The organism is Shewanella sp. OMA3-2, assembly GCF_021513195.1.
Taxonomy (GTDB): domain Bacteria; phylum Pseudomonadota; class Gammaproteobacteria; order Enterobacterales; family Shewanellaceae; genus Shewanella.
In genome coordinates, this window is sequence record NZ_CP090974.1 from 1,212,280 (window position 1) to 1,232,123 (window position 19,844).

The 19,844-nt window shown below is 40.5% G+C and carries 12 protein-coding genes and 1 pseudogene; 7 read left to right on the plus strand and 6 right to left on the minus strand.

Features of this window, described 5'->3' with window-relative positions:
- Window positions 1–128: 128 nt before the first annotated feature.
- Together L0B17_RS05380 and L0B17_RS05385 are read left to right on the plus strand one after the other, a co-directional pair.
- Entirely contained in the window at window positions 129–1,712 is a 1,584-nt protein-coding gene (locus L0B17_RS05380; RefSeq protein ID WP_235088165.1) for a methyl-accepting chemotaxis protein, read from the plus strand.
- A 171-nt stretch (window positions 1,713–1,883) separates the two neighbouring features.
- Window positions 1,884–2,543 (plus strand): nitroreductase family protein, encoded by a 660-nt coding sequence (locus L0B17_RS05385; protein ID WP_235088167.1) that lies wholly within the window; start codon window positions 1,884–1,886, stop codon window positions 2,541–2,543.
- Window positions 2,544–2,892: 349 nt separating this feature from the next.
- On the opposite strand, the gene L0B17_RS05390 is transcribed toward L0B17_RS05385, so the two are convergent.
- Together L0B17_RS05390 and L0B17_RS05395 are read right to left on the minus strand one after the other, a co-directional pair.
- On the minus strand, window positions 2,893–4,962 hold the full coding sequence (locus tag L0B17_RS05390) for a M13 family metallopeptidase (protein WP_235088169.1): 2,070 nt from the start codon (window positions 4,960–4,962) through the stop codon (window positions 2,893–2,895).
- A 210-nt stretch (window positions 4,963–5,172) separates the two neighbouring features.
- The gene (locus L0B17_RS05395; protein WP_235088171.1) at window positions 5,173–5,766 is read right to left on the minus strand and encodes a hypothetical protein; all 594 of its coding nucleotides are present in this window, start codon (window positions 5,764–5,766) and stop codon (window positions 5,173–5,175) included.
- Window positions 5,767–6,185: 419 nt separating this feature from the next.
- On the opposite strand from L0B17_RS05395, the pseudogene L0B17_RS05400 reads away from it, so the two are divergent.
- The 3 genes and pseudogenes from L0B17_RS05400 (at window position 6,186) to L0B17_RS05410 (ending at window position 10,450) form a co-directional block, all read left to right on the plus strand.
- Window positions 6,186–8,017: pseudogene (locus L0B17_RS05400) on the plus strand (DUF885 domain-containing protein).
- Window positions 8,018–8,169: 152 nt separating this feature from the next.
- Complete coding sequence (locus L0B17_RS05405; protein ID WP_235088172.1) at window positions 8,170–9,141, plus strand: LysR family transcriptional regulator; 972 nt, start codon at window positions 8,170–8,172, stop codon at window positions 9,139–9,141.
- A gap of 97 nt (window positions 9,142–9,238) precedes the next feature.
- Window positions 9,239–10,450: a dicarboxylate/amino acid:cation symporter gene (locus tag L0B17_RS05410; RefSeq protein ID WP_235088174.1), complete on the plus strand. Its 1,212-nt coding sequence runs from the start codon at window positions 9,239–9,241 to the stop codon at window positions 10,448–10,450.
- A 364-nt stretch (window positions 10,451–10,814) separates the two neighbouring features.
- Here L0B17_RS05410 and L0B17_RS05415 read toward each other — a convergent pair whose 3' ends face one another.
- From L0B17_RS05415 to L0B17_RS05425, 3 genes are all read right to left on the minus strand, one after another.
- The gene (locus L0B17_RS05415) at window positions 10,815–12,290 is read right to left on the minus strand and encodes a hypothetical protein (RefSeq protein ID WP_235088176.1); all 1,476 of its coding nucleotides are present in this window, start codon (window positions 12,288–12,290) and stop codon (window positions 10,815–10,817) included.
- 146 nt (window positions 12,291–12,436) lie between these two features.
- Window positions 12,437–13,897 (minus strand): hypothetical protein, encoded by a 1,461-nt coding sequence (locus L0B17_RS05420; protein WP_235088178.1) that lies wholly within the window; start codon window positions 13,895–13,897, stop codon window positions 12,437–12,439.
- Between the two features lie 517 nt (window positions 13,898–14,414).
- A complete protein-coding gene (locus tag L0B17_RS05425) occupies window positions 14,415–16,244 on the minus strand; it encodes a monovalent cation:proton antiporter-2 (CPA2) family protein (RefSeq protein WP_235088180.1) in 1,830 nt (609 codons plus the stop codon).
- A gap of 172 nt (window positions 16,245–16,416) precedes the next feature.
- Between L0B17_RS05425 and L0B17_RS05430 the strand changes: the two genes are divergently transcribed.
- Window positions 16,417–16,797, plus strand: coding sequence for a hypothetical protein (locus tag L0B17_RS05430; protein ID WP_235088182.1), 381 nt, complete (start codon window positions 16,417–16,419; stop codon window positions 16,795–16,797).
- Window positions 16,798–16,919: 122 nt separating this feature from the next.
- On the opposite strand, the gene L0B17_RS05435 is transcribed toward L0B17_RS05430, so the two are convergent.
- Window positions 16,920–18,470, minus strand: a complete 1,551-nt coding sequence (locus L0B17_RS05435) for a DEAD/DEAH box helicase (RefSeq protein ID WP_235088184.1) — start codon at window positions 18,468–18,470, stop codon at window positions 16,920–16,922.
- A 296-nt stretch (window positions 18,471–18,766) separates the two neighbouring features.
- Here L0B17_RS05435 and L0B17_RS05440 point away from each other — a divergent pair, with 296 nt between their 5' ends.
- Window positions 18,767–19,834 (plus strand): DUF3626 domain-containing protein, encoded by a 1,068-nt coding sequence (locus tag L0B17_RS05440; protein ID WP_235088186.1) that lies wholly within the window; start codon window positions 18,767–18,769, stop codon window positions 19,832–19,834.
- The last annotated feature ends 10 nt before the right edge of the window (window positions 19,835–19,844 follow it).

Genomic DNA, 19,844 nt, shown 5'->3' on the forward strand with positions numbered 1-19,844 from the left:
AAACATCAATAAAATAAAGAAAAACTACGCCAGCTTATGGATATAGATAAAATATGTTTAAAACTAATAATTTAAACTATATTCTAAATATGTAGGATTTATTTAAAATTGAATATCAAGGATGTAGTATGCGCGACAATCAACCGGTGACACAAAAGTTACATCTTTTTAAACCACATTTTCGTTTGATTTCTGGTACAGATGCCCGTGGTCACATTATCTACTGTAATGACGAATTTGTTGAGGTGAGCGGTTTTGAACGAGAAGAGTTGATTGGCAAGCCGCATAATCTTATTCGGCATCCTGATATGCCCAGCGCCGTATTTAAAGCTATGTGGTCTTGTATTTCTAGTGGCAAAGTTTGGATGGGCTTGGTTAAAAACAGACGTAAAAATGGCGATCATTATTGGGTCAGTGCGTTCGTAACCCCCGTGTATGAAAATAATAAAATAGTAGGATATGAATCTGTCAGAGTGATCGCTCTGCCATCAGAAATTGCACGCGCAGAAATAATGTATGCTAGGTTAAGAAAGAATTTACCCCCAAGGGCGGCTATCGCAAATGCGTTGCAACTCATTAAGTCTTTAGCGCCTGTTTGGTTACCGTTAATGCTATTAAGTATTGCTGCAGCAGTAGTGGGAGGGGTAGTAGAATGTGTTTTGACTTTAGTCGCCATGATTGTATCGAGTCTTTGGACTTATTATCGTAATGAGTCAGATTGGCGAGAAGTGTATACGCTAAGTCCTGATTCATTTAGCGATTTACTAGTCGCGATGACTTTTTTCAATGATATCGGTGGAAAGGCACGAGCCAAGCTTTCATTAGGCTCTGAAATAGCCCGCTGTAGGACAGCGCTAACTCGGATTGAAGACTCCGCTCGCTCTTTAGATATTATTGCTGATAAAACACAAACTCAAGCTGAGAACACTGCAAAGGCTGTGACCTTGCAAAGTCATTCTACTCAACAAATTGCCTCAGCAATTACTCAAATGTCTACAGCGATTCAAGAGGTCGCTGGTAATGTTGAGCGTAATGCTTCTAGTGCAAAACAAGCTCAGATTACGGTTCAAGAAGGAGCCGAGTTAGCCAACTCAGCCAAAGCGTCGATAGATAATTTAAATGTATCTGTTACTGATATTGCAAAAACGGTCAAAGAACTGGTTGATTCAACTAAAGAAATTAGTCAAGCCGCCAGTTTAATCTCTAATATTGCAGATCAAACTAATTTACTTGCGTTAAACGCAGCGATTGAAGCAGCAAGAGCTGGTGAGCAAGGCCGAGGATTCAGTGTAGTTGCTGACGAAGTGCGAGCGTTAGCTTCAAAAACCCGAGAATCCACAGATAAAATTCATGATATTGTGAAAATACTTTCTAAGCGGGCTGAAAACGCACTAGAGGTGTCTAGTAAAGGTGAGCTAGCAGCAGCTCAAGGTGTTGAAATAGTGGAGAAAACAAGACTTAAACTTATCTTAACTAGTGAGTCGGTTGAGTTAATTACTCAACTATCATTAGATATGTCATCAGCTGTTGAACAACAAAGCGCTGTTGCTGAGCATATTAATCAGCAGATTATTGAGATAGCGGATGCTTCAGAGGCGACTAAAATATCATCGGAGACATCTTTGCAGATGAGTCATGATTTACATCATTCTGTTACTGCCGTACGTTCAATTATTCGACGTTTTGCTGTGAATACTGTAGGTGAGAAATAAGACAACTATATTTTGACTTTAGATACGATTTCTCACTGAATAATCAGGCGATATAGTAGTGATTATTGTGGTGTTTTTTGTCCATTAATATTGGGTTTATCGGTACTTATAGGCCAGTGATAAATCCTTTACTATTCTCCTCATTAATATAGCACTATGAGGAAACTATTTATGTCTCACCCTATTATTCAAGATTTAGAGCGTCGTTACACTGCAAAAAAATACGATTCAAATAAACGTATTTCAGCTGAGAATATTGCGGTACTACAACAAGCTATGCGCTTGTCAGCCTCTTCAATTAACTCGCAGCCTTGGAAGTTCATTATTATCGAAAGTGATGCAGCAAAACAACGTTTACATAAGACTTTTGCTAATAAGTATCAGTTTAATCAACCACATGCAACTGAAGCCTCACACGTTATTTTATTTGCACATAATCCTGCCTATACCAAAGACGATTATCGTAAGGTAGTTGATGTTGAAGTATCTTCTGGCCATTTGGCTGCTGAAATGTATGACAATATGCTAAATGGTGCATTTACCTTTGCTGAAGCAAATACCAATGAAGCGGGTATTAATGCACAGTGGACTAAGGCTCAAACTTATATCGCCTTGGGTAATACTCTGCACATATTAGGGCGTTTAGAGATAGATTCTACTCCGATGGAAGGTGTCGATTCTGTGCTTATTGGCGAAGAGTTTAAACAAGAATTAAACGGGTATGTGGTTGACGTAGCATTAGCTATTGGATATCACAAAGCTGGGGAGGATTATAATCATGGCCTGCCTAAATCACGCTTGCCAATAAAAGATATCTTCACCACATTGTAATGAACACAATCTGATACGGACTAAATAATGCCTATTTAGTCGGTGTTAATCAGTAATTGGATTTAATCGCGAATGACTTATCTAAGTGACTTATCTGAGTTAGTTGAATCAATTTTATGAATCGTTAAATCAGTGCTATAGAACTCATCTTATTAGCTTAATTGTAAACACTCATTTATTTATTGGTAAAATAAGAGGCCGAAATGTGGCAGGTGTAAATTGTTGACCACTAAGTCTTAACAATAATGCCAGTCAACTAGCTGACTGGCATTATTATTGTGTTGTGACTTATAGGGGAGCGTATTTTAGTAAGCGGACACCAGACTGTGCCAACTTACATCCATATCTACTACCAAATACGCACGCGTTCATCTTCAGGTAAATACAACTTGTCGCCAGGTTTAACATCAAACGCTTTGTACCAAGCATCGTGGTTACGAGGCGCTAATGCACGGTAATGTCCTGGTGCATGGGTACCGGCTTTCAGTTGGCTCAACATACTTTGTTCGGTACGCTTTTCTTTCCAGACTTGTGCCCATGCAAGGAAGAAGCGTTGATCGCCTGTTACGCCATTGATAACAGGTGCTTCTTTGCCATTTAAGCTTAATTGATAAGCGTGATAAGCCATAGATAAGCCACCTACATCGCCAATGTTTTCGCCTAGACTATTGCGACCATTAACAAAGTGACCGGTAATCGGCTCGTATAGACTGTATTGTGCAGCGAGTTGGTCGGCTTTAGCTTCAAATGCCGCGCGATCAGCATCAGTCCACCAATTACGTTGAATACCATTAGCATCTGATTTAGAGCCTTGGTCATCAAACCCGTGGCCCATTTCATGGCCAATTACAGCACCAATACTGCCATAGTTAACCGCTGGATCGGCATTAGGATCAAAAAATGGCGGTTGTAAAATAGCGGCAGGGAACACAATTTCATTAAATGAACTATTGTAGTAAGCATTAACATATTGCGGTGTCATACCCCAACGATTGCGATCTGTTTTTTCAAGTTCAGTTGCTACGCTGTCAGCATGAAAATATTGACGCAGTTTATGAATATTGCCTACTAAATCCTGATTTGAAAGGGTTAAACCATCAAATGTTTGCCATACATCTGGGTAGCCAATTTTAGGCTTAAATGCTGCAAGTTTAGCGTGGGCATTCACTTTAGTGTCACCACTCATCCAATCTAAACCATCAATACGTTGACCTAGCGCGGTTCGAAGGTTTTCAACTAAATCTGCCATTTTTGCTTTTGATGATTCAGGGAAATAGCGTTCTACATACACTTTACCAATAGCGAATCCCAGCGATTCAGTGGCTGACATTTCATCAACGGCACGTTTCCAGCGTGGGCGAGGTTCTTCCTGACCATCCAGTTCTTTGCCATAAAAAGCAAAGTTAGCGTTGAACACCTCTTCAGCCAGCAAACCAGCATTATTGCTTAGGGTATGGTAGGTTAAGTAATCCTGCCATACGTTAATTGGCTGCTGATTAACTAATGCAATCATGGCTTTAATTGGTTCTGGTTGAGACACATTAAGTTGCGGAATGCTGTAACCAGTCTGTTCAAAGAAAAGATCCCAATTAAAGTTTGGGTACTCTTTTGCTAAATCAGCACGTTTGATTTGGTTGAGTGTCAGATCGCGATCGCGACGTTTTTCACGCGGCCACTGACCTTGGGCTATTTGGGTTTCAAGTGCCAAAATAGCTTCTGCACGGGCTTGGCCATCTTTAATACCTGCAAAAGCAAGCATTTCAGTGATATGGCTAACATAAGCACTGCGAATGTGGCTAAAGCGCTCACTGTCTTCTAAATAATATGAGCGGTCGGGAAGCCCTAAACCGCCAGCGCCAATAGTGAATTCATATTGATCAGGGCCAAGTCTGTTAAACCACATTCCGCCAGATATTGGTGAGTCAGCATTTGTAAGCCAGACATTACCAAAGACTTTGGTTAAGTCATCAGTGTTTTTAATGGCATTAATTTGATCGAGCGTAGCCTGAATAGGCGACACACCAAGCTTATTGATGGTGTCTGTATCCATGTATGCATTGTAAAAATTGGCAATTAATTGCTCTTCAGGCGTTAAGTTTTGACGACTGGTGATGTCATCAATAATGGCTTTAACTTGGTCTTCACTGCGCTCAGCCAATTGGGTGAATGCGCCATAGCGGGTTTTATCTGCTGGCATTTCAAAGTTGTCATACCAAGTACCACTGGCATACATAAAAAAGTCATCGCCTGGTTTAACTGCTTCGTTTCGTGCAGTTAAATCAATCCCAAATTCACCTAATTCTGCTTTTGCTGCTGGTGTGGCTTCAACAATCGTGCTGTTAGTTTGTTTAGGGTCTGATTGGCCACATGCAGTTAAAAATGTACCTGCTAATGCAATAGCAATTAAGGATTTTTTCATTATTATCGTCTTCCTCTCTGGGCTTTTATCATAAAATTTTTGTTATAAAGTCTGCTTGATTTTCTAAGACTGGCCGAAAATGTCAACTTATCAATTGTTAGCAAAGTTTATAATGTAAGCGTTGGTTATTAATTTGAGCTTAAGCGTACTGGCAGAAGGGAAGTGGAGATTGATGCGGTGGCAATACGCTATTAACGCACGATTGAAATACTAATATTGAATATTAAAACGGGCAAAACGTGTCAGGGCACGGATTATGGGGACTTTACTGCGCTTATCAATAAAAAATTGTTTTTGGGTAGAGAACTTTTTGAAGTGGCGAATATCATCCACAATATGTACCGGACGGCACTCAAACTGATTTGATAGGTTAAGTAATGTTTCAGCATTAAAGGAGAATGATTGCAGCATTTTATTTGAAATGTCGTTTTTTCTGGCTACTGTGAGTGCTGATCTGCGATTAATTTGGCCATTAATTCTGTCTTTCAAACGCTTTTTATGCTTTTTCCAGATTTCTTTGGTAGCTAAAGACTGTATATCTTCAATAATTTGCTTGGAATCACAATCAAATTTTCTAGCAATACTTGCTATTTTCTCCATAGAGATAATGTTCACTCCTTTAATGGTGAGATAAACAAGATAGTCGCGGCGATCATTGGCTTTTTTAATTTCAGCATGGGTTGGGTTTAATGCTGCGTTGGCCTGGTTTTCAGTTTGTTCTACAGATGCAAGCAAGTCTTCGAGTGAAAGCGTTACAGCTTCTGCATCGGCTTGTGAATGTTGATATTCATTCTGTTTCTTCATCTTTAAGTTGCTACTTTTGGTTACTCAATTTTTGTATTTTGCTTGTTGAAAATGCTATTCAGTATGCCATCAAGTTACTTAGGCGACTAGGCAAATAGTACGTGAAGTCCTTTATTGTGGGAATACAAAGTCGATACTAAGTGCATATTTTTTTATTTTGAATCTTCACTTACGTTATTTTGGTTACTTTTGTTATCGAGTTGATTTGAGATTTATTCTCGCGTTATTGGTTTGTTATGGATGCTTTGCAAGGCTAATCATAGCGACATCACACTCTGTTACTTTTTATATGGCATAAAGTACATCAAAATTCAGCAAGCTAACTTATTGCGTGTTAACTTACTGTTAACATTGGAGCTCGTCATAGGTGTGATGAAAACCATAACAATTGTTATATGTGATATTTCAAAGGCAGGGATATGATTAAAAAGTCATTAAAATGGTTTGGTATAGGCACCTTAGGTCTAGTGACATTGGGGGGAGGGTTCGCCGCACATGAATGGTATGCAGAAAAGCCATTTTTTTTTAGAGCTTATTTAGACCGTGCAATGGTTAAAATGGCCTTTGAAGACCCTGAAACATTAACCTCCTTAGGCTTTCTTGAATCCGTGGGTATAACAGGTCATAACGCTCATTTAGATGATGTTGACCCAGCTAAAGATCAGGCTATGTTTGATGAGTTAGTCGAGTTTCGTAAAGGATTAATGCAATATCAAGATGCTGATTTAGATGAGAATCAACAGATATCTAAACAAGTGGCTTTATATTTGTTGGATATGTTGGATGAGTTTGAAAAGTATCAATATCATAATTACCCAGCTAATCAGATGTTTGGTATTCAAAGCGCTTTCCCAAGCTTTATGGAGTCGACACATCAAGTTAATAGCCTCGAAGATGCGCAAAATTATTTATCCCGATTAGGTGAAATTAATCGAAAGTTTGGTCAATATTTAATTGGACTTAAAAAACGTGAACAAATGGGGGTTATTCCACCAAAATTTGTGATTGATCGTGTGTTAGATGAAATGCGTGGCTTTGTTGCCACTCCTGCGACAGAGAATATTTTGTATACCTCATTACAAACTAAAATGGATAAAGTTGAGGCGTTTAGCGATCAAGACAAACAGAATATTCTGGCTCAAACAGATGTGGCTATTCGTAATTCGGTTTACCCAGCTTACGGCTTATTTATTGATTACTTTGATAACTTAAAAGCTAAGGCGGGCACTGACGATGGTTACTGGCGTTTACCTGATGGAGACAAAGCTTATAATTTAGCATTGCGATTTTTTACCACTACAAACTATAGCGCTGACTATATCCATGACTTAGGGTTATCTGAAGTGGCGCGTATTCATCTTGAGATGATGACTCTTTTTGCAGGTGAAGGCGTTGATGTTTCAAATGGGTATTTGGCTGCAATGAATGAGTTTTCTGCCCGACCTGAGTTTTACTATCAAGATTCAGATGAAGGCCGCGCGCAAATTTTAAAAGATTATCAAACAATTTTAGATGAAATTGACCAGGGGCTGGGAGATACATTTAATATACGTCCTAAAGCGGGTATGGAAGTGGTGCGTATTCCGGAATTTAAAGAGAAAACTGCCCCAGGCGCCTATTATCAAGGGCCTTCATTAGATGGTTCTCGTCCTGGGCGATTCTTCGCTAATTTGTATGATGTCAAAACCACACCCAAATACGGTATGAGAACTTTGGCTTATCATGAAGGGATCCCTGGGCATCATTTTCAAGTGGCGATTGCGATGGAATTAGAAGGTATGCCACTTATCCGCCGCTTTGCTCCTTTTACGGCTTATATCGAAGGCTGGGCACTGTATGCTGAACGTTTAGCTTATGAGCAAGGCTTTCAAAAAACACCTGCGGATAATATTGGCCGTTTAACTGATGAGTTACTGCGTGCGGTAAGGTTAGTTGTCGATACCGGATTACACGCTAAAAAGTGGACTCGTGAGCAGGCTATTGAATATATGGCTAATAATACCGGTCGTGCTGAGCGCGATGTGGTGTCTGAAATTGAACGCTATATTGTCATGCGGGTCAGGCGACCTCTTATAAAGTGGGGATGATGAAAATTCTCGAGCTGCGTCAAAAATCGAAAGACAGCTTAGGTGATAAGTTTGACTTGCGTGAGTTTCATGATGCCGTTTTAAAAAATGGCGCTATGCCATTAGATTTACTTGAACGAGTGATTGATACTTATATCGCAGCAACGTTAGCTGAAACTAAGTAAGTTATGGTTTAAAGCTAGACTAACTATCATAATCAGCATACTGAATTGATTAGCGTGTTAAAAACCAGTTGAATTACAACTGGTTTTTTATTTATGAGACCGCAAAATGATTTATTCCTTAATCTCACCAACTTAATAATGCAGGCGGGTCAATGGCTTCTTTAACTAAAAGGCTGGGGTTATTTTTAGATGTCGTGCAGCAAGGCTCGTTTAGTCAAGCGGCTGCACTTCATGATATGGATAATTCATTATTATCTAAGCAAATAAAAAAGCTGGAAGCGGACTTAGGGGTGCAGTTACTTAATCGCTCAACGCGGTCATTTTCATTGACATCGGCAGGGGAAGATATACTTGAGCAAACTCAGATACTAATGGAGACATTAACTCAAATTCACAATATTGCCGACTCGTATCAATCAAAACCTAGGGGCAATATTCGCATTACCTCATCGATTAACTTTGGTCAGCAATATCTGCAACCCGTGATCAGCCAATTTATGAAACAATATCCCAATGTGAAAGTGACTTTATCTTTAGATGATAAGCGGGCTGATATTATTTCGGACCACTTTGATGTGGCATTTCGATTAGGTAAGTTAACAGATTCAAATCTGGTTGCTAAAAAAATTGCTAGAACGCACTTTGCCATTGTTGCCTCGCAATCCTTTATTGCTCAGCATGGAAAACCGACCACACCGGAAGCTTTAGTGCGCTTACCTGCAGTGATTTATAACAATGGCAATGTATGTTTAGATCAAATTTTACTCAGTATCCCGCCCCATACAGACGGATATAAAGCATATAAAATGCAAGGTAATTATCACGTCAGTGATGTACGCACATTAATTAAAGGCGTCACTGATGGATTAGGTTATGCGATGATTGAGTTATTTAATTTAGATAAACCAATAAGTGAATCAGGACTGGTTCCATTACTGACTGAATATGGCCTATCAACAATGGACACTGGCATTTATGCTATTTATCCACATCGTAAACCGACTTTGTTAATTAGTGAGTTTATTAAAGCGGTACAAAACCACATAGGTACGCCGCCATTCTGGGTGGAATATATACCTGATTATCACAATATGTACATTGGCGACAACAAAGGTAATAAGTAAACGGATTAATTGCCTTCAGCGCAGAATAGTTTACGTTGTGAATTTGTTAAATTTCACTTAACTTAATATTGATTAAAATAACTCACTTGGAAACAACATGTGGAACACATTTCGTGCTTATCAATCTTCAATCATATTATTAACCGCCTTGATGTTGGGCGGTGCATTAGGGCTATGGTTACCTGAGTTTGCATTAAAGTTAAAACCTATTGGGCAAATTTTTCTGAATCTATTGTTTATGATCATAGTGCCATTGGTGGCAGTGAGTGTGATGTCTTCTATTGCGCGAATGACAGATTTAAAAAAGTTAGGCGCGATTTTAATCTCTATCATGGCTGTTTCTATTGTTATGGCAATGATCCCCGCGGTAGGCGTTATCTTGTTAGCATTGGCATTTGATCCCGCGCAAGGGGTGACATTAGCATTAGCTGAAACGGTAGATAATACCGGTGGCAGTATGGACTTTGTCAGCTTGCTAACAACCAATGACTTTGTTGGCCTGTTGTCTAAATCCAATATATTGGCGTTAATCATTATGTCGGTAATCAGTGGTATCGCCATAGGACAGTCAGGCGAGGATGGCCGTAAAGTTGCTGACTTATTAGCTAGCCTTAATACGGTAATTATGAAGGTCATTGCCATCATAATGCACGCAGCACCGATAGGGTTAGGGGCGTACTTTGCGGCAACGATGGCAAGCCAAGATGCGGCATTAATGGGCACATTTGCACGTGCCGTGGGACTATTTTTTATTGCGACAGCGCTATACTTAACTGTGGGGTCAACATTGTATGCCTGGCTAGGCGGCGGTGTTGAGGGAATAAAACGTTTTTGGCAGAACATGTTAGAACCAGCAGTCACGGCGTTAGGCACCAGCTCATCGTTAGCGACCTTGCCTGTCACAATTCGCAGCGCGAGTAAAATGGGCTTGAATGAGCAGATAGCTGAAATTAGTCTGCCTTTATTAGTTAACTTGAATAAAGGTGGTGCAGCTATGATCACCGCACTAAAGATAGTCTTTATATATTCATTGTTGGGTTTAGATTTTAGCGCCGATGTATTTATGATTACCATTCTGATAGCGGTCTTGTCGGCATTTATTATTGGTGGCGTACCTGGAGGGGCATTTTTAGGTGAGATTTTTATTGTAACCACCTTAGGTTTGCCACTTGAAGTTATCCCTATTTTGGTGGTGCTTGGGGCGATAACTGATGCAGCATCAACAGTCATTAATGTGGTGCATGATTTAACCGCAACCCAAATTATTGAGCGACTTAACGGTAAGCATTACCAACATAAAGCACAATAGCCTATATAAACGAGAGTGCTAAACCATGGCGAGGCAAGTATTACAGTGCGTGCAGTGTGGGGGGGAGCGCCGTCGATGAGAGAAGTGCTAACTCTAAAAGGGAGTCGCTCAACCATTTGCTGGTAATCTGGACTGCGCTATCGGCGTCAAGGGTAGCAATGTGGCAATATGGAGAATCACTATTAGATCACTTAGTTTAGTGAGCAACAATGTGCTTATGAACTAGCGCTTGTTTGTTTTTAAAGGCCAATACTGATGGATGACTTTGCCGGATAAACTAAAAAAGCATAAGCTCGCGCTTATGCTTTTTTAGTTTAATACTTTGTTAAAATCATTTTATAGTCAAAGTGTGCGACTTGAATAATTAAAGCTTGGTAGTTGACGCTGGGGCTGCAGCACTTTGGGTTAAACTACAAGGTGATTCGCCTGGACCAACAAGTAGCGATGGGTCGATATTGGCATGGCACTTCCAGTTAATTAACCCTACATCATTAGTGATACTTGGAGTAAAAGTCAGCTGTGAATCATCGCCATAATATTTGGCTAATTTCACAATAACATCACTTTGCTCTGATAGATAAATATCATTGATTAACGGATGTGCTTTAAGGTCATTAATAGGTAAATCAATGTTATCCGATGGTTTTGGTAGTCTTGATTTTTGGTTATAAAATTGTGATACCGACATTTTAGCCAGTTGGGTTAAATCAACAATAGAGTTTAACTGCAGCTTAAGATTCAGACCATTATAATTAGTTTGTGAGTTTTGCTTACTTGCCACTACCTGTGCCGTAGCAGGTGCATTTATTGTAGGTGCATTTATTGCCGGTGCAGCTATCGCAGGAGTAACCGTTTGTCGCACTACTTCATCAGCTTTGGATGCAGCTTGCTTAGGCTGTGTTTGCTGGGAAACAGTTTGTTCTGGCACCACAGGTGTAGCTTGTACCGTTAGGGCAGCCGCTTCGGTGTTATTGGGCTTAGGTTGGGCTATCTGCGATACCACTTGCTGGGTTATCGCCTTTATATTTGACGGTGCTTGTTGAGCTGCAATTAATTTTTGTGTTACTTCATCTATTGCATCATCAGCGTTTAATGTTGCCCGTAAGACTTGAGATGCACTATTTGATGGCGTATTTGGGGCTGTCTCAGTCGGAGTATTAATATCGGCTGATTCGATATTGAGTTCTGCTCCTATGTTTGGTTCAGGCTCTATATTTAGTTTTGCTAGCGTTCGTGCTGCTAGCGTTAGTTGAGTAATTTCTGGCTCTGTCGATATAGGTTTTGCGCTCAAAGTTGATACCGCTTGGTTTGAGTTTACCTGTGTTAGGGCAAGATTTGTTTGAGCTTCTGCTACGGTCTGCTTTTTCTCTGCAGTGACCTTTGCTGTTGGCTTAGGTGGTTTGGCGTCTGCAATAAGCTCAACTGGTGCGATTGAGGTGACTTGAGGAACTGTCGCCTTAGTATTTGTAATCTTAGTATCTGTAACCTTAGTCTCTATTGCTTGTATATCTTTAGGTTGCTCGATAAGCGCTGTTGTTTCTTGGGTGATTAATTGGGGTTCAACCGGTAATGTATTATTAGCCGTTGTTGACGGTGTTACGTCTTTTTCAGGTACGGTAGTTACCTGCTTGTCTGCGCCAGAGGTGTTAGCTACCGCGATATTTATTATCTCGGTGGTGGCAATATCTGTATCGGCGATATCAATACTTTCTGCATCAGTTATTTCAGTATTGGCAGAAGCCGTTTCAGCTTTAATATCTTTAGCTTTAATCGCTAGATCAGGGAGAGGTAGTGCCTTTATGTTGCTTAGTTGAATGAAAGCCTCATCTAACACTTTCATTAGCTTTGTGTCAGAAATTATGACTGGTACAGTCGCTATAGCTTCAGTTGCTAATGTATCTTTATTTTCAGCTTCGACATTGGCGGCACTAATATGGGTGTCATTCTGGGCTATGTCAATCGCATCGACAACAGCGGTTTTAGCTGTTAATTCAGGGGGCTTTTTTCAGTATTAGAAGGCTGTTGCGCTGTCACTTCTATAACGTCTGCCACTTCTACCGTCTGGGTTGCTACTTTCTGTTCAGTGCTTACTACTTCCGCTATGGCATCACTGTTCACTGTTGAGGCTAAGGCGATTGCTTTATCTGCCTTGTCTGATACGTCTTTAATAACTGCAATGGCGTCAACTTGAGTGTTATTGACATGAGCGGTACTGCTTTTTGTAACAGGATTTTTTATAAGAGATTTTTGTTCAATAGGGTGTTCTATAACAGGTTTGTTGGTTGCAGTGATACTCGCTATTTCATCAGGAAGCGCTGCAATAGTCGCGTCTTCAATAACTGCTTTTGGTGTAACAACATCAATCCCTGTATTAGCGATAGTATTTGCAGTTGTAATATCACTGCCGGCATTTGATAAAGCCGCTTTTTCTAGCTCTTCTTCAACGGTAGTGCCTTTGGTCATCGCATTTTCAATGACTTTATTGGTTACTTGAGGCGCTGCTAGCGCGAGGGTCTGCTCCGTTTCTATAGGTGCTTCAGCGATAACGGCTTGTGCTTTTGCAAGAGTGGCTTTACTTGATGGTATAGAAGTTGGCTTTGAGTCTGATTCTGTATCAGATGTTGAAGCAATGTCGTTGTTGGCGATAAGGTTTTCTTTTGTTTCTGCTTCTTTTGTTTCTGCAGCGATGTCTGTATTGGTTGTTTGAGTCACTCTTGTTTCTGCAGCGATGTCTGTATTGGTTGTTTGAGTCACTCTTGTTTCTGAAACAGGGACCGCTTCAGCAAGATTTTGCTCTGCAATAATTATTTCATCTTCAGCTTGCACAACCTCATTATTACTAACTGTTTGAATATCTTCTTGAGGTAATAAATCTTTTGCTGATTGGATAATAGAAGACAATGTTTGTGATGCTGACGCTTCAATTGCGGCTGTGTCGAAATCTTCAATACTGAAAGGGAGATCTGGTAAGTCCTCAGCGTTGGGGATTAACGCTAACGCCGAATCGACAATGCTACTAAAGGTGTTGGTTGCCTCTTGTTGCAAGGCACTAAAATCTGTAGAAGCTATTGTTGTCGCAAAGGTTTTCTCGCTAGGATCTTTTGGGCTGCCATCATCTAAAAACACCACTTTGACAATAACACTGATAATGAGTAATAACGAAATGTTAATTAACCATTGATTAACATCACGCTGTTTATTTTTCTGTCTTTTTGGCGGTAGCACACGGGTGATATTTTTATGCTTAGCAATGACATCACGTGCGATATCTTCAATTTCCTCACGATCGATTGAGGTCACCTCGTCTAAGGCTTCAATATAATCGAGTGGTAATTCGATATCTTCAGGATGCTGTGTTCCATGACGAAGCGCGTCTACTTCTAGGACGCGGTTTTTAATTTCTTCGATGATGGTGTTCTGTTGGCTAGGTTGACTAGCTTCGTTCATGGTGCTTTATCCTTGCAAATCTTCAATCGATAATGATAAGTTTTTATTGTTATTCTATTTATCGTTATATTCGTTAACCTATCCCGAGGCTCTGTTTGTTGATAACAAAGCTGCCCGCAATAGTGTTTTCAGAAGCGTATTTTGCACAGTAAGGAAAAAGATTAATAAGTTAAAATTATTATATTACAATGAATTACTGTATTAATATCTTCCATGACATTTCTATGTAGACACTTTTTCCAAATGCTTGATGCAAAATGAGCGCATATACACTTCTTTTGCAAGGCACAAGATAACCTAACTAGGCTCATACATTCAAATTTTTTAACAAATTATTATCATTTGCTTAGGTGGATGTGTCATAAAGATGTCTATAGATATTTACAACTATTAAATTATCAATAAAGACAGTGGTTTGATAAGAAGGGGTGAGCGCCATTATTTTGTTTTATATGCGCTCAGGTCAATACCTCGCTAGTTTTTGCACTCTATAATTAGTTGATGTTTATTTAAGGCGTTAACAATCCTCACCATGGCAAGTATTGAGTTTGTCTTGTTGCTGCTTATCTTTCGCCAGAACTTGGCGTAAATCTTCGCTACGTTGTTTTACTGCGACGCCATAACTGTGGTCATCACCCCATAAGTCGGCGAGTAAGCTGAGTGATTCATTATCGTGTTTAGAAAATAATTGCCCTGCTCGTTCTGAATCGGCCTGGCTGTGACCTAACAGTGTTAACGCATCGACACCTAAGTTTAATGCTGAGTCAAAGGTTTCCCGTTTAAAATGGCTAACGCCGATGCGAATGAGTTCATAGGCATGGCGCCTATCAACCGCGCGGGCAACAATTTTTAAATGGGGATAATGTTTGCGTGCGAGTGTGGCGATTTCAATAATTTTGTCGGCATTATCTACTGCGATGACAAGCATTTTGGCATTTTTGGCGCCAGATGCTTCAAGCAAGTCTTGTCTTGCTGCATCACCATAAAATACCTTATTGCCAAAGCGTCTTAACACTTCTATTTGGCTTGGGCTGTGGTCTAGCACTGAAATATGATAACCCTGTGCGGACAGTAAACGTCCGACAATTTGTCCAAAACGACCATAGCCTGCAATGATAACGTGTTGGGTGGCTTCTATATCGGCTGGTTTATCAAAATCAGCTTGCTCTGTGTCCTCGTGCTTGTTAATAACTTTATCGTAAAAAATCAATAATAAAGGGGCCATAAGCATAGAAATAGCGACGACTAATGTGGTCATTTCACTTTGCTCAGGGGAGAGTATTTGCAGTGAATTGGTCAGTGATAACAATACAAAGGCAAACTCACCACCTTGGGCTAAGGCTAATGTAAATAACCACTTTTGCTTGGTTTGCATCTTAAACAGTTTGGCCAACATAAATAGCACGCTGGCTTTAATGGCTATTAACCCTATGACTAGCATCAATACTAAAGCCAACTGTTCAAACAGTAATGGGAAGTTTATTGATGCGCCAACCGTAATGAAGAATAACCCTAGCAATAAGCCTTTAAAAGGTTCTATATCCGCTTCTAATTCATGTCTAAACTCGCTTTCTGCTAATACCACTCCCGCTAAAAATGTACCAAGTGCAGGTGAGAGGCCAATACTTTGCATAATGAAAGCGATTGAAATAACCAAAAATAGCGCAAATACCGTGAACAATTCTCGTAAGCGAGTATCAGCAATGTATCTAAATAATGGCGCTGATATGTACTTGCCGGCTAAAATAATACCGATGATCACAGTAATTGAAACAACTACTTGTAGGTAAGCAGGCAAGCTTGCTGTGAGGTTATTGTGTGCTGTTGTGGGTGATAAGTCGGTAAACGCCAGCAAAGGCAATAGGGCAAGAATAGGGATAACGGCAATATCTTGGAACAGTAATACAGAGAAGCTATTTTGGCCCGCTTCCTGCTGTATCCAACCTTTTTCCGATAAAGTTTGTAATACAATCGCGGTAGAGGACAATGCCAGCATTAAGCCTATTGCTAAGGCGCTTTGCCAGGGTAATTCGAAGATAAATAAACAGCTGCTAAATATCACCAAAGTGGTGATGCTGACCTGTAAGCCACCAAGACCCAGTATTGAGTGTCTTAATTTCCACAGCCTTGATGGCTGTAATTCTAAGCCAACTAAAAATAGCATCATGACTACGCCAAATTCAGCAAAGTGCATAACGTCTGTTTGATCGCCGACTAAACCCAATAAATAGGGGCCAATTAGCATTCCTGCAATAAGGTAACCCAGCACTGAGCCTAAACCGACTCGTTTAGCTATGGTGACTGAAAATAATGCTGCAGCTAAATAAATTAAAGCAATCTCTAACATGTAAATCTCCACATTACTCGATGTACTACTATAGACTTTATTTTATAGCAATTGACCTATTTTTCGTTAAGTGCGACAAATCGCGGACGATTGACTGCATTTAACGAGGCGAATAACAGTTTTTTAATTTAATTGACGTACAATATAACGCTATTTGTTGTTGGAGAGATGCGTGTTGATCAAAATCATTATCACTTTGCTGATTATTATTGGGGCGTCTTTTTACCTGCGCCGTGGGAAGTCATCTTCCAGTAAAACCGCCCAAGCAGTGACGCAGCATTCATCGCATCCTATCTTTAATAAACGGGTCATTTACAGTTTCATCATGGTGTGTATCTTGTCGACAGCGGTATTGTGGGGCTGGGGGTGGTATGACGATAATCAAATTGTCACGGTAAAAATATCTTCACCTATAGAGGCTATGTCTAGCCAATATCAGGTGCGTAAAAAAGACATCCACGCCAGAAAAATAACCACAATAGAAGGGATTGAAATACGGCTGTCTAATCAAGAAAGAGTCACTATTTCAGCATCAGCATCTACAGATAAATAATGTGTTGTGGGTAAATGGCAGATATAAAAATGGAGGCCAATAAGCCTCCATTTTTATATCAATTTTTTACTGACAGCGAATCAATAGCACATCAACTATTCATCAAATGCATTAACTCAGTATCAATCTTTTGCTTGGAACTTAATCTTTGCATTAGCATAAGGATCAACTTTATTTGTTGATGCAGGGCTAGGTTTAGATTCGCTAGGCTTAGCCTGTCTAGGCTGCGATTGCGGCTTAGGTTGGCTTGCTTTAGCTGGCGCTTTGCGCTCGCCTGAGTCGTTGTCACTTGGCTTAGGTGTTTGTGCTCGGTTAGCAAATTTAGCACCTAAATCAACTAATGGCTTTTGGCGTCTAGGCGGACGACTTTGTGTGGTCGCCCCTTTTGCGGCAGTGCCATCAGTATTTTTCTTCTGCTCATTATTACCCTGACGTCTTTGGTGGATTTTTTTATCCTGTCCTGAACCTGAGGTTTTAGTGCGACTCGCGCTAGACTTTTGCCCTGTTGAAGAACCCGTTAATTGGGTTTCAGGTAAGGTAAAGTTCGCTTCAAAGCCGATTAGCACCTTACGGGGAAGTTGGCGTTGAATCAGTTTTTCGATATCACGTAATAATTTGCCTTCTTCATCACCGACTAAAGACACAGCTTCGCCTGAAGCACCTGCACGGCCAGTTCGACCAATACGGTGCACATAATCTTCTGGTACTTGCGGTAAGTCAAAGTTAACTACAAAAGGCAGTTGGTCGATATCAATACCACGGGCAGCAATGTCGGTCGCAACCATCACTTGAGCCGCACCGCGTTTAAAGTCTGCTAAGGCTTTAGTACGTGCGGTTTGACTTTTATTACCGTGAATCGCTACGGCTGAAATATCAGCTGACTCTAAGCTTTTGGCTAAACGGTTAGCGCCGTGCTTAGTGCGGGAAAATACCAATACCTGGTTCCAGTTATTGATTTTAATCAGTTCGATTAACGCAGCTGACTTACGGGTTTTATCTACAGTGTAAATACTTTGCTCAACGCTGTTGGCCGTACTGTTACGCGGGGTAACAGAAATTTCAACAGGGTTGTTTACCAAACCTTTTGCTAGCTCACGAATGTCGACAGAAAATGTTGCAGAGAACATTAGGTTTTGTCTTTTAGCTGGCAAGAATGACAAAATTTTACGAATGTCACGAATAAAGCCCATATCTAACATGCGATCGGCTTCATCGAGAACTAAAATCTCAAGATGATCAAAGTTGATCGCACGTTGTTGATATAGATCCAATAAACGTCCAGGCGTTGCCACTAAAATATCAACACCATTTTTAAGTGATGCCAGTTGTGGTTGAATAGACACACCGCCAAATACAACAGCCGATTTAAGCGGTAAATGTTTACCATAAGTCGCGACACTGTCTTGAACCTGCGCGGCAAGCTCACGGGTAGGTGTTAATATCAAAGTACGGACATGACCGCGTTTAACCGGCGTACCTTGGGATAATAATTCTAGAATAGGGAGAGTAAATCCCGCTGTTTTACCTGTACCTGTTTGCGCTGCAGCCATTACATCTAGACCGTTTAGTACTGCAGGAATGGCTTGGGCTTGAATAGGGGATGGGGTGTCATAACCTTGTTTGGCAACCGCTTTTAAAATAGCAGCACTTAGTCCTAGGTTTTCAAAACTCATAGATTACATCTCAGTTAACAGCCTAGGGCGGTTAAATATATTAAGGTAGCCAATATCGGCGGGCGTGCATCTTACCTGAAAAGGGATATGAGTGCTATCTAAACACGTCTTTCAGCATCGTGAAAAAGTCTTAATCTTCAGTGCCAAACAAAGAAATATTGCATACAATGAATTGCTTGGTGCATTCTATAACTGTAATTAGCTATATCGCTACCACCCTTGAGTTAGTTGTTATACTAATTTGTGGGTAATTTTGTAGCTACTTTTCGTTTCTATTTTGTCTTATAAGGCAGTTCATGACCCCAAAACAGGCGGCTCTATCACATATTGAAAAAATTGCGCTAGTGCTGCGTGACCCCGCCCATGCGTTGATAAAAAACGTACTGTCAATGTCAAATATCTCTATGGTTTCACTGCAACTTGCGATGCGCAGATTAAATCAGCATGGCCGAATTGCGCTGCACTTTCATCCAGATAGAGTTGATAGTCGTGGTTTAAGAGTGGTTGAAGGCCTGATAAAAGACGGTGTTTATAAAAGCCAGTTTGAAACTCATATTTCTAATGGGCAATTATCGCCCGAGTTAGGCGGGCCAAGAGACCATTGGGAAAACCAGCTATTTGGTCAATGTTATTCGGGCATCAAACATCGGCCTAAATATGGCGCTCTCGATTTAGGCTTATGCTCATTAGGGCCGGCACCACGATTTGGCAGTTGCTACTTTCTGACCACCCCACAAGTGTTGTCGCGCAGTACATTCAGCTATATGGACTCTTATCGATTACCAAAAGAAAAGGGCACCATAAACTGTTTCGACGGTGTGTTAGCGGCATTATTAAGTGAAAGTTTTGAGCGTCATTATGCGTTAGGTATTCAAGGGCTTAAACCAGCTAAATTGATTGAGTATTTAACCACAGATTTAGCCAATGCCACCATGGGGAGATTTACTCGTTCGCCAAGTTGTAACCTTGACCATTATATTGAGGCACAGATCCACGGTGACGTATCCTTAGATCATGATATCGAAATATTGGTAGCCGACCCCAGTTTCAAAGACACGCAAGTGGGGAATTTGTTAGAAGCTTTATGTGATGAGTTTGATATTCAGTTGCTATGGCATGGTGGGTATCAGTTATCGGTAGAAGATGTACCAAGTGATTTTCGGGGGGCTAATATGCCTATGTTGGCACAAAGCATTGCCCAGAATAATATTATCGATGCCGCCATTTTAGGGCAAGCGGCCTATACATTATGTAAGCAACCTACAAGCTGGAGCGAGCGCTCAAGCCATGCGAAAAAAGTGCAAGAATTAAAACTGCTTTGGCATGTGTTGGTGAGGTACGGCGCAATAAATCCTCAAGAGTGAAACCATTTAT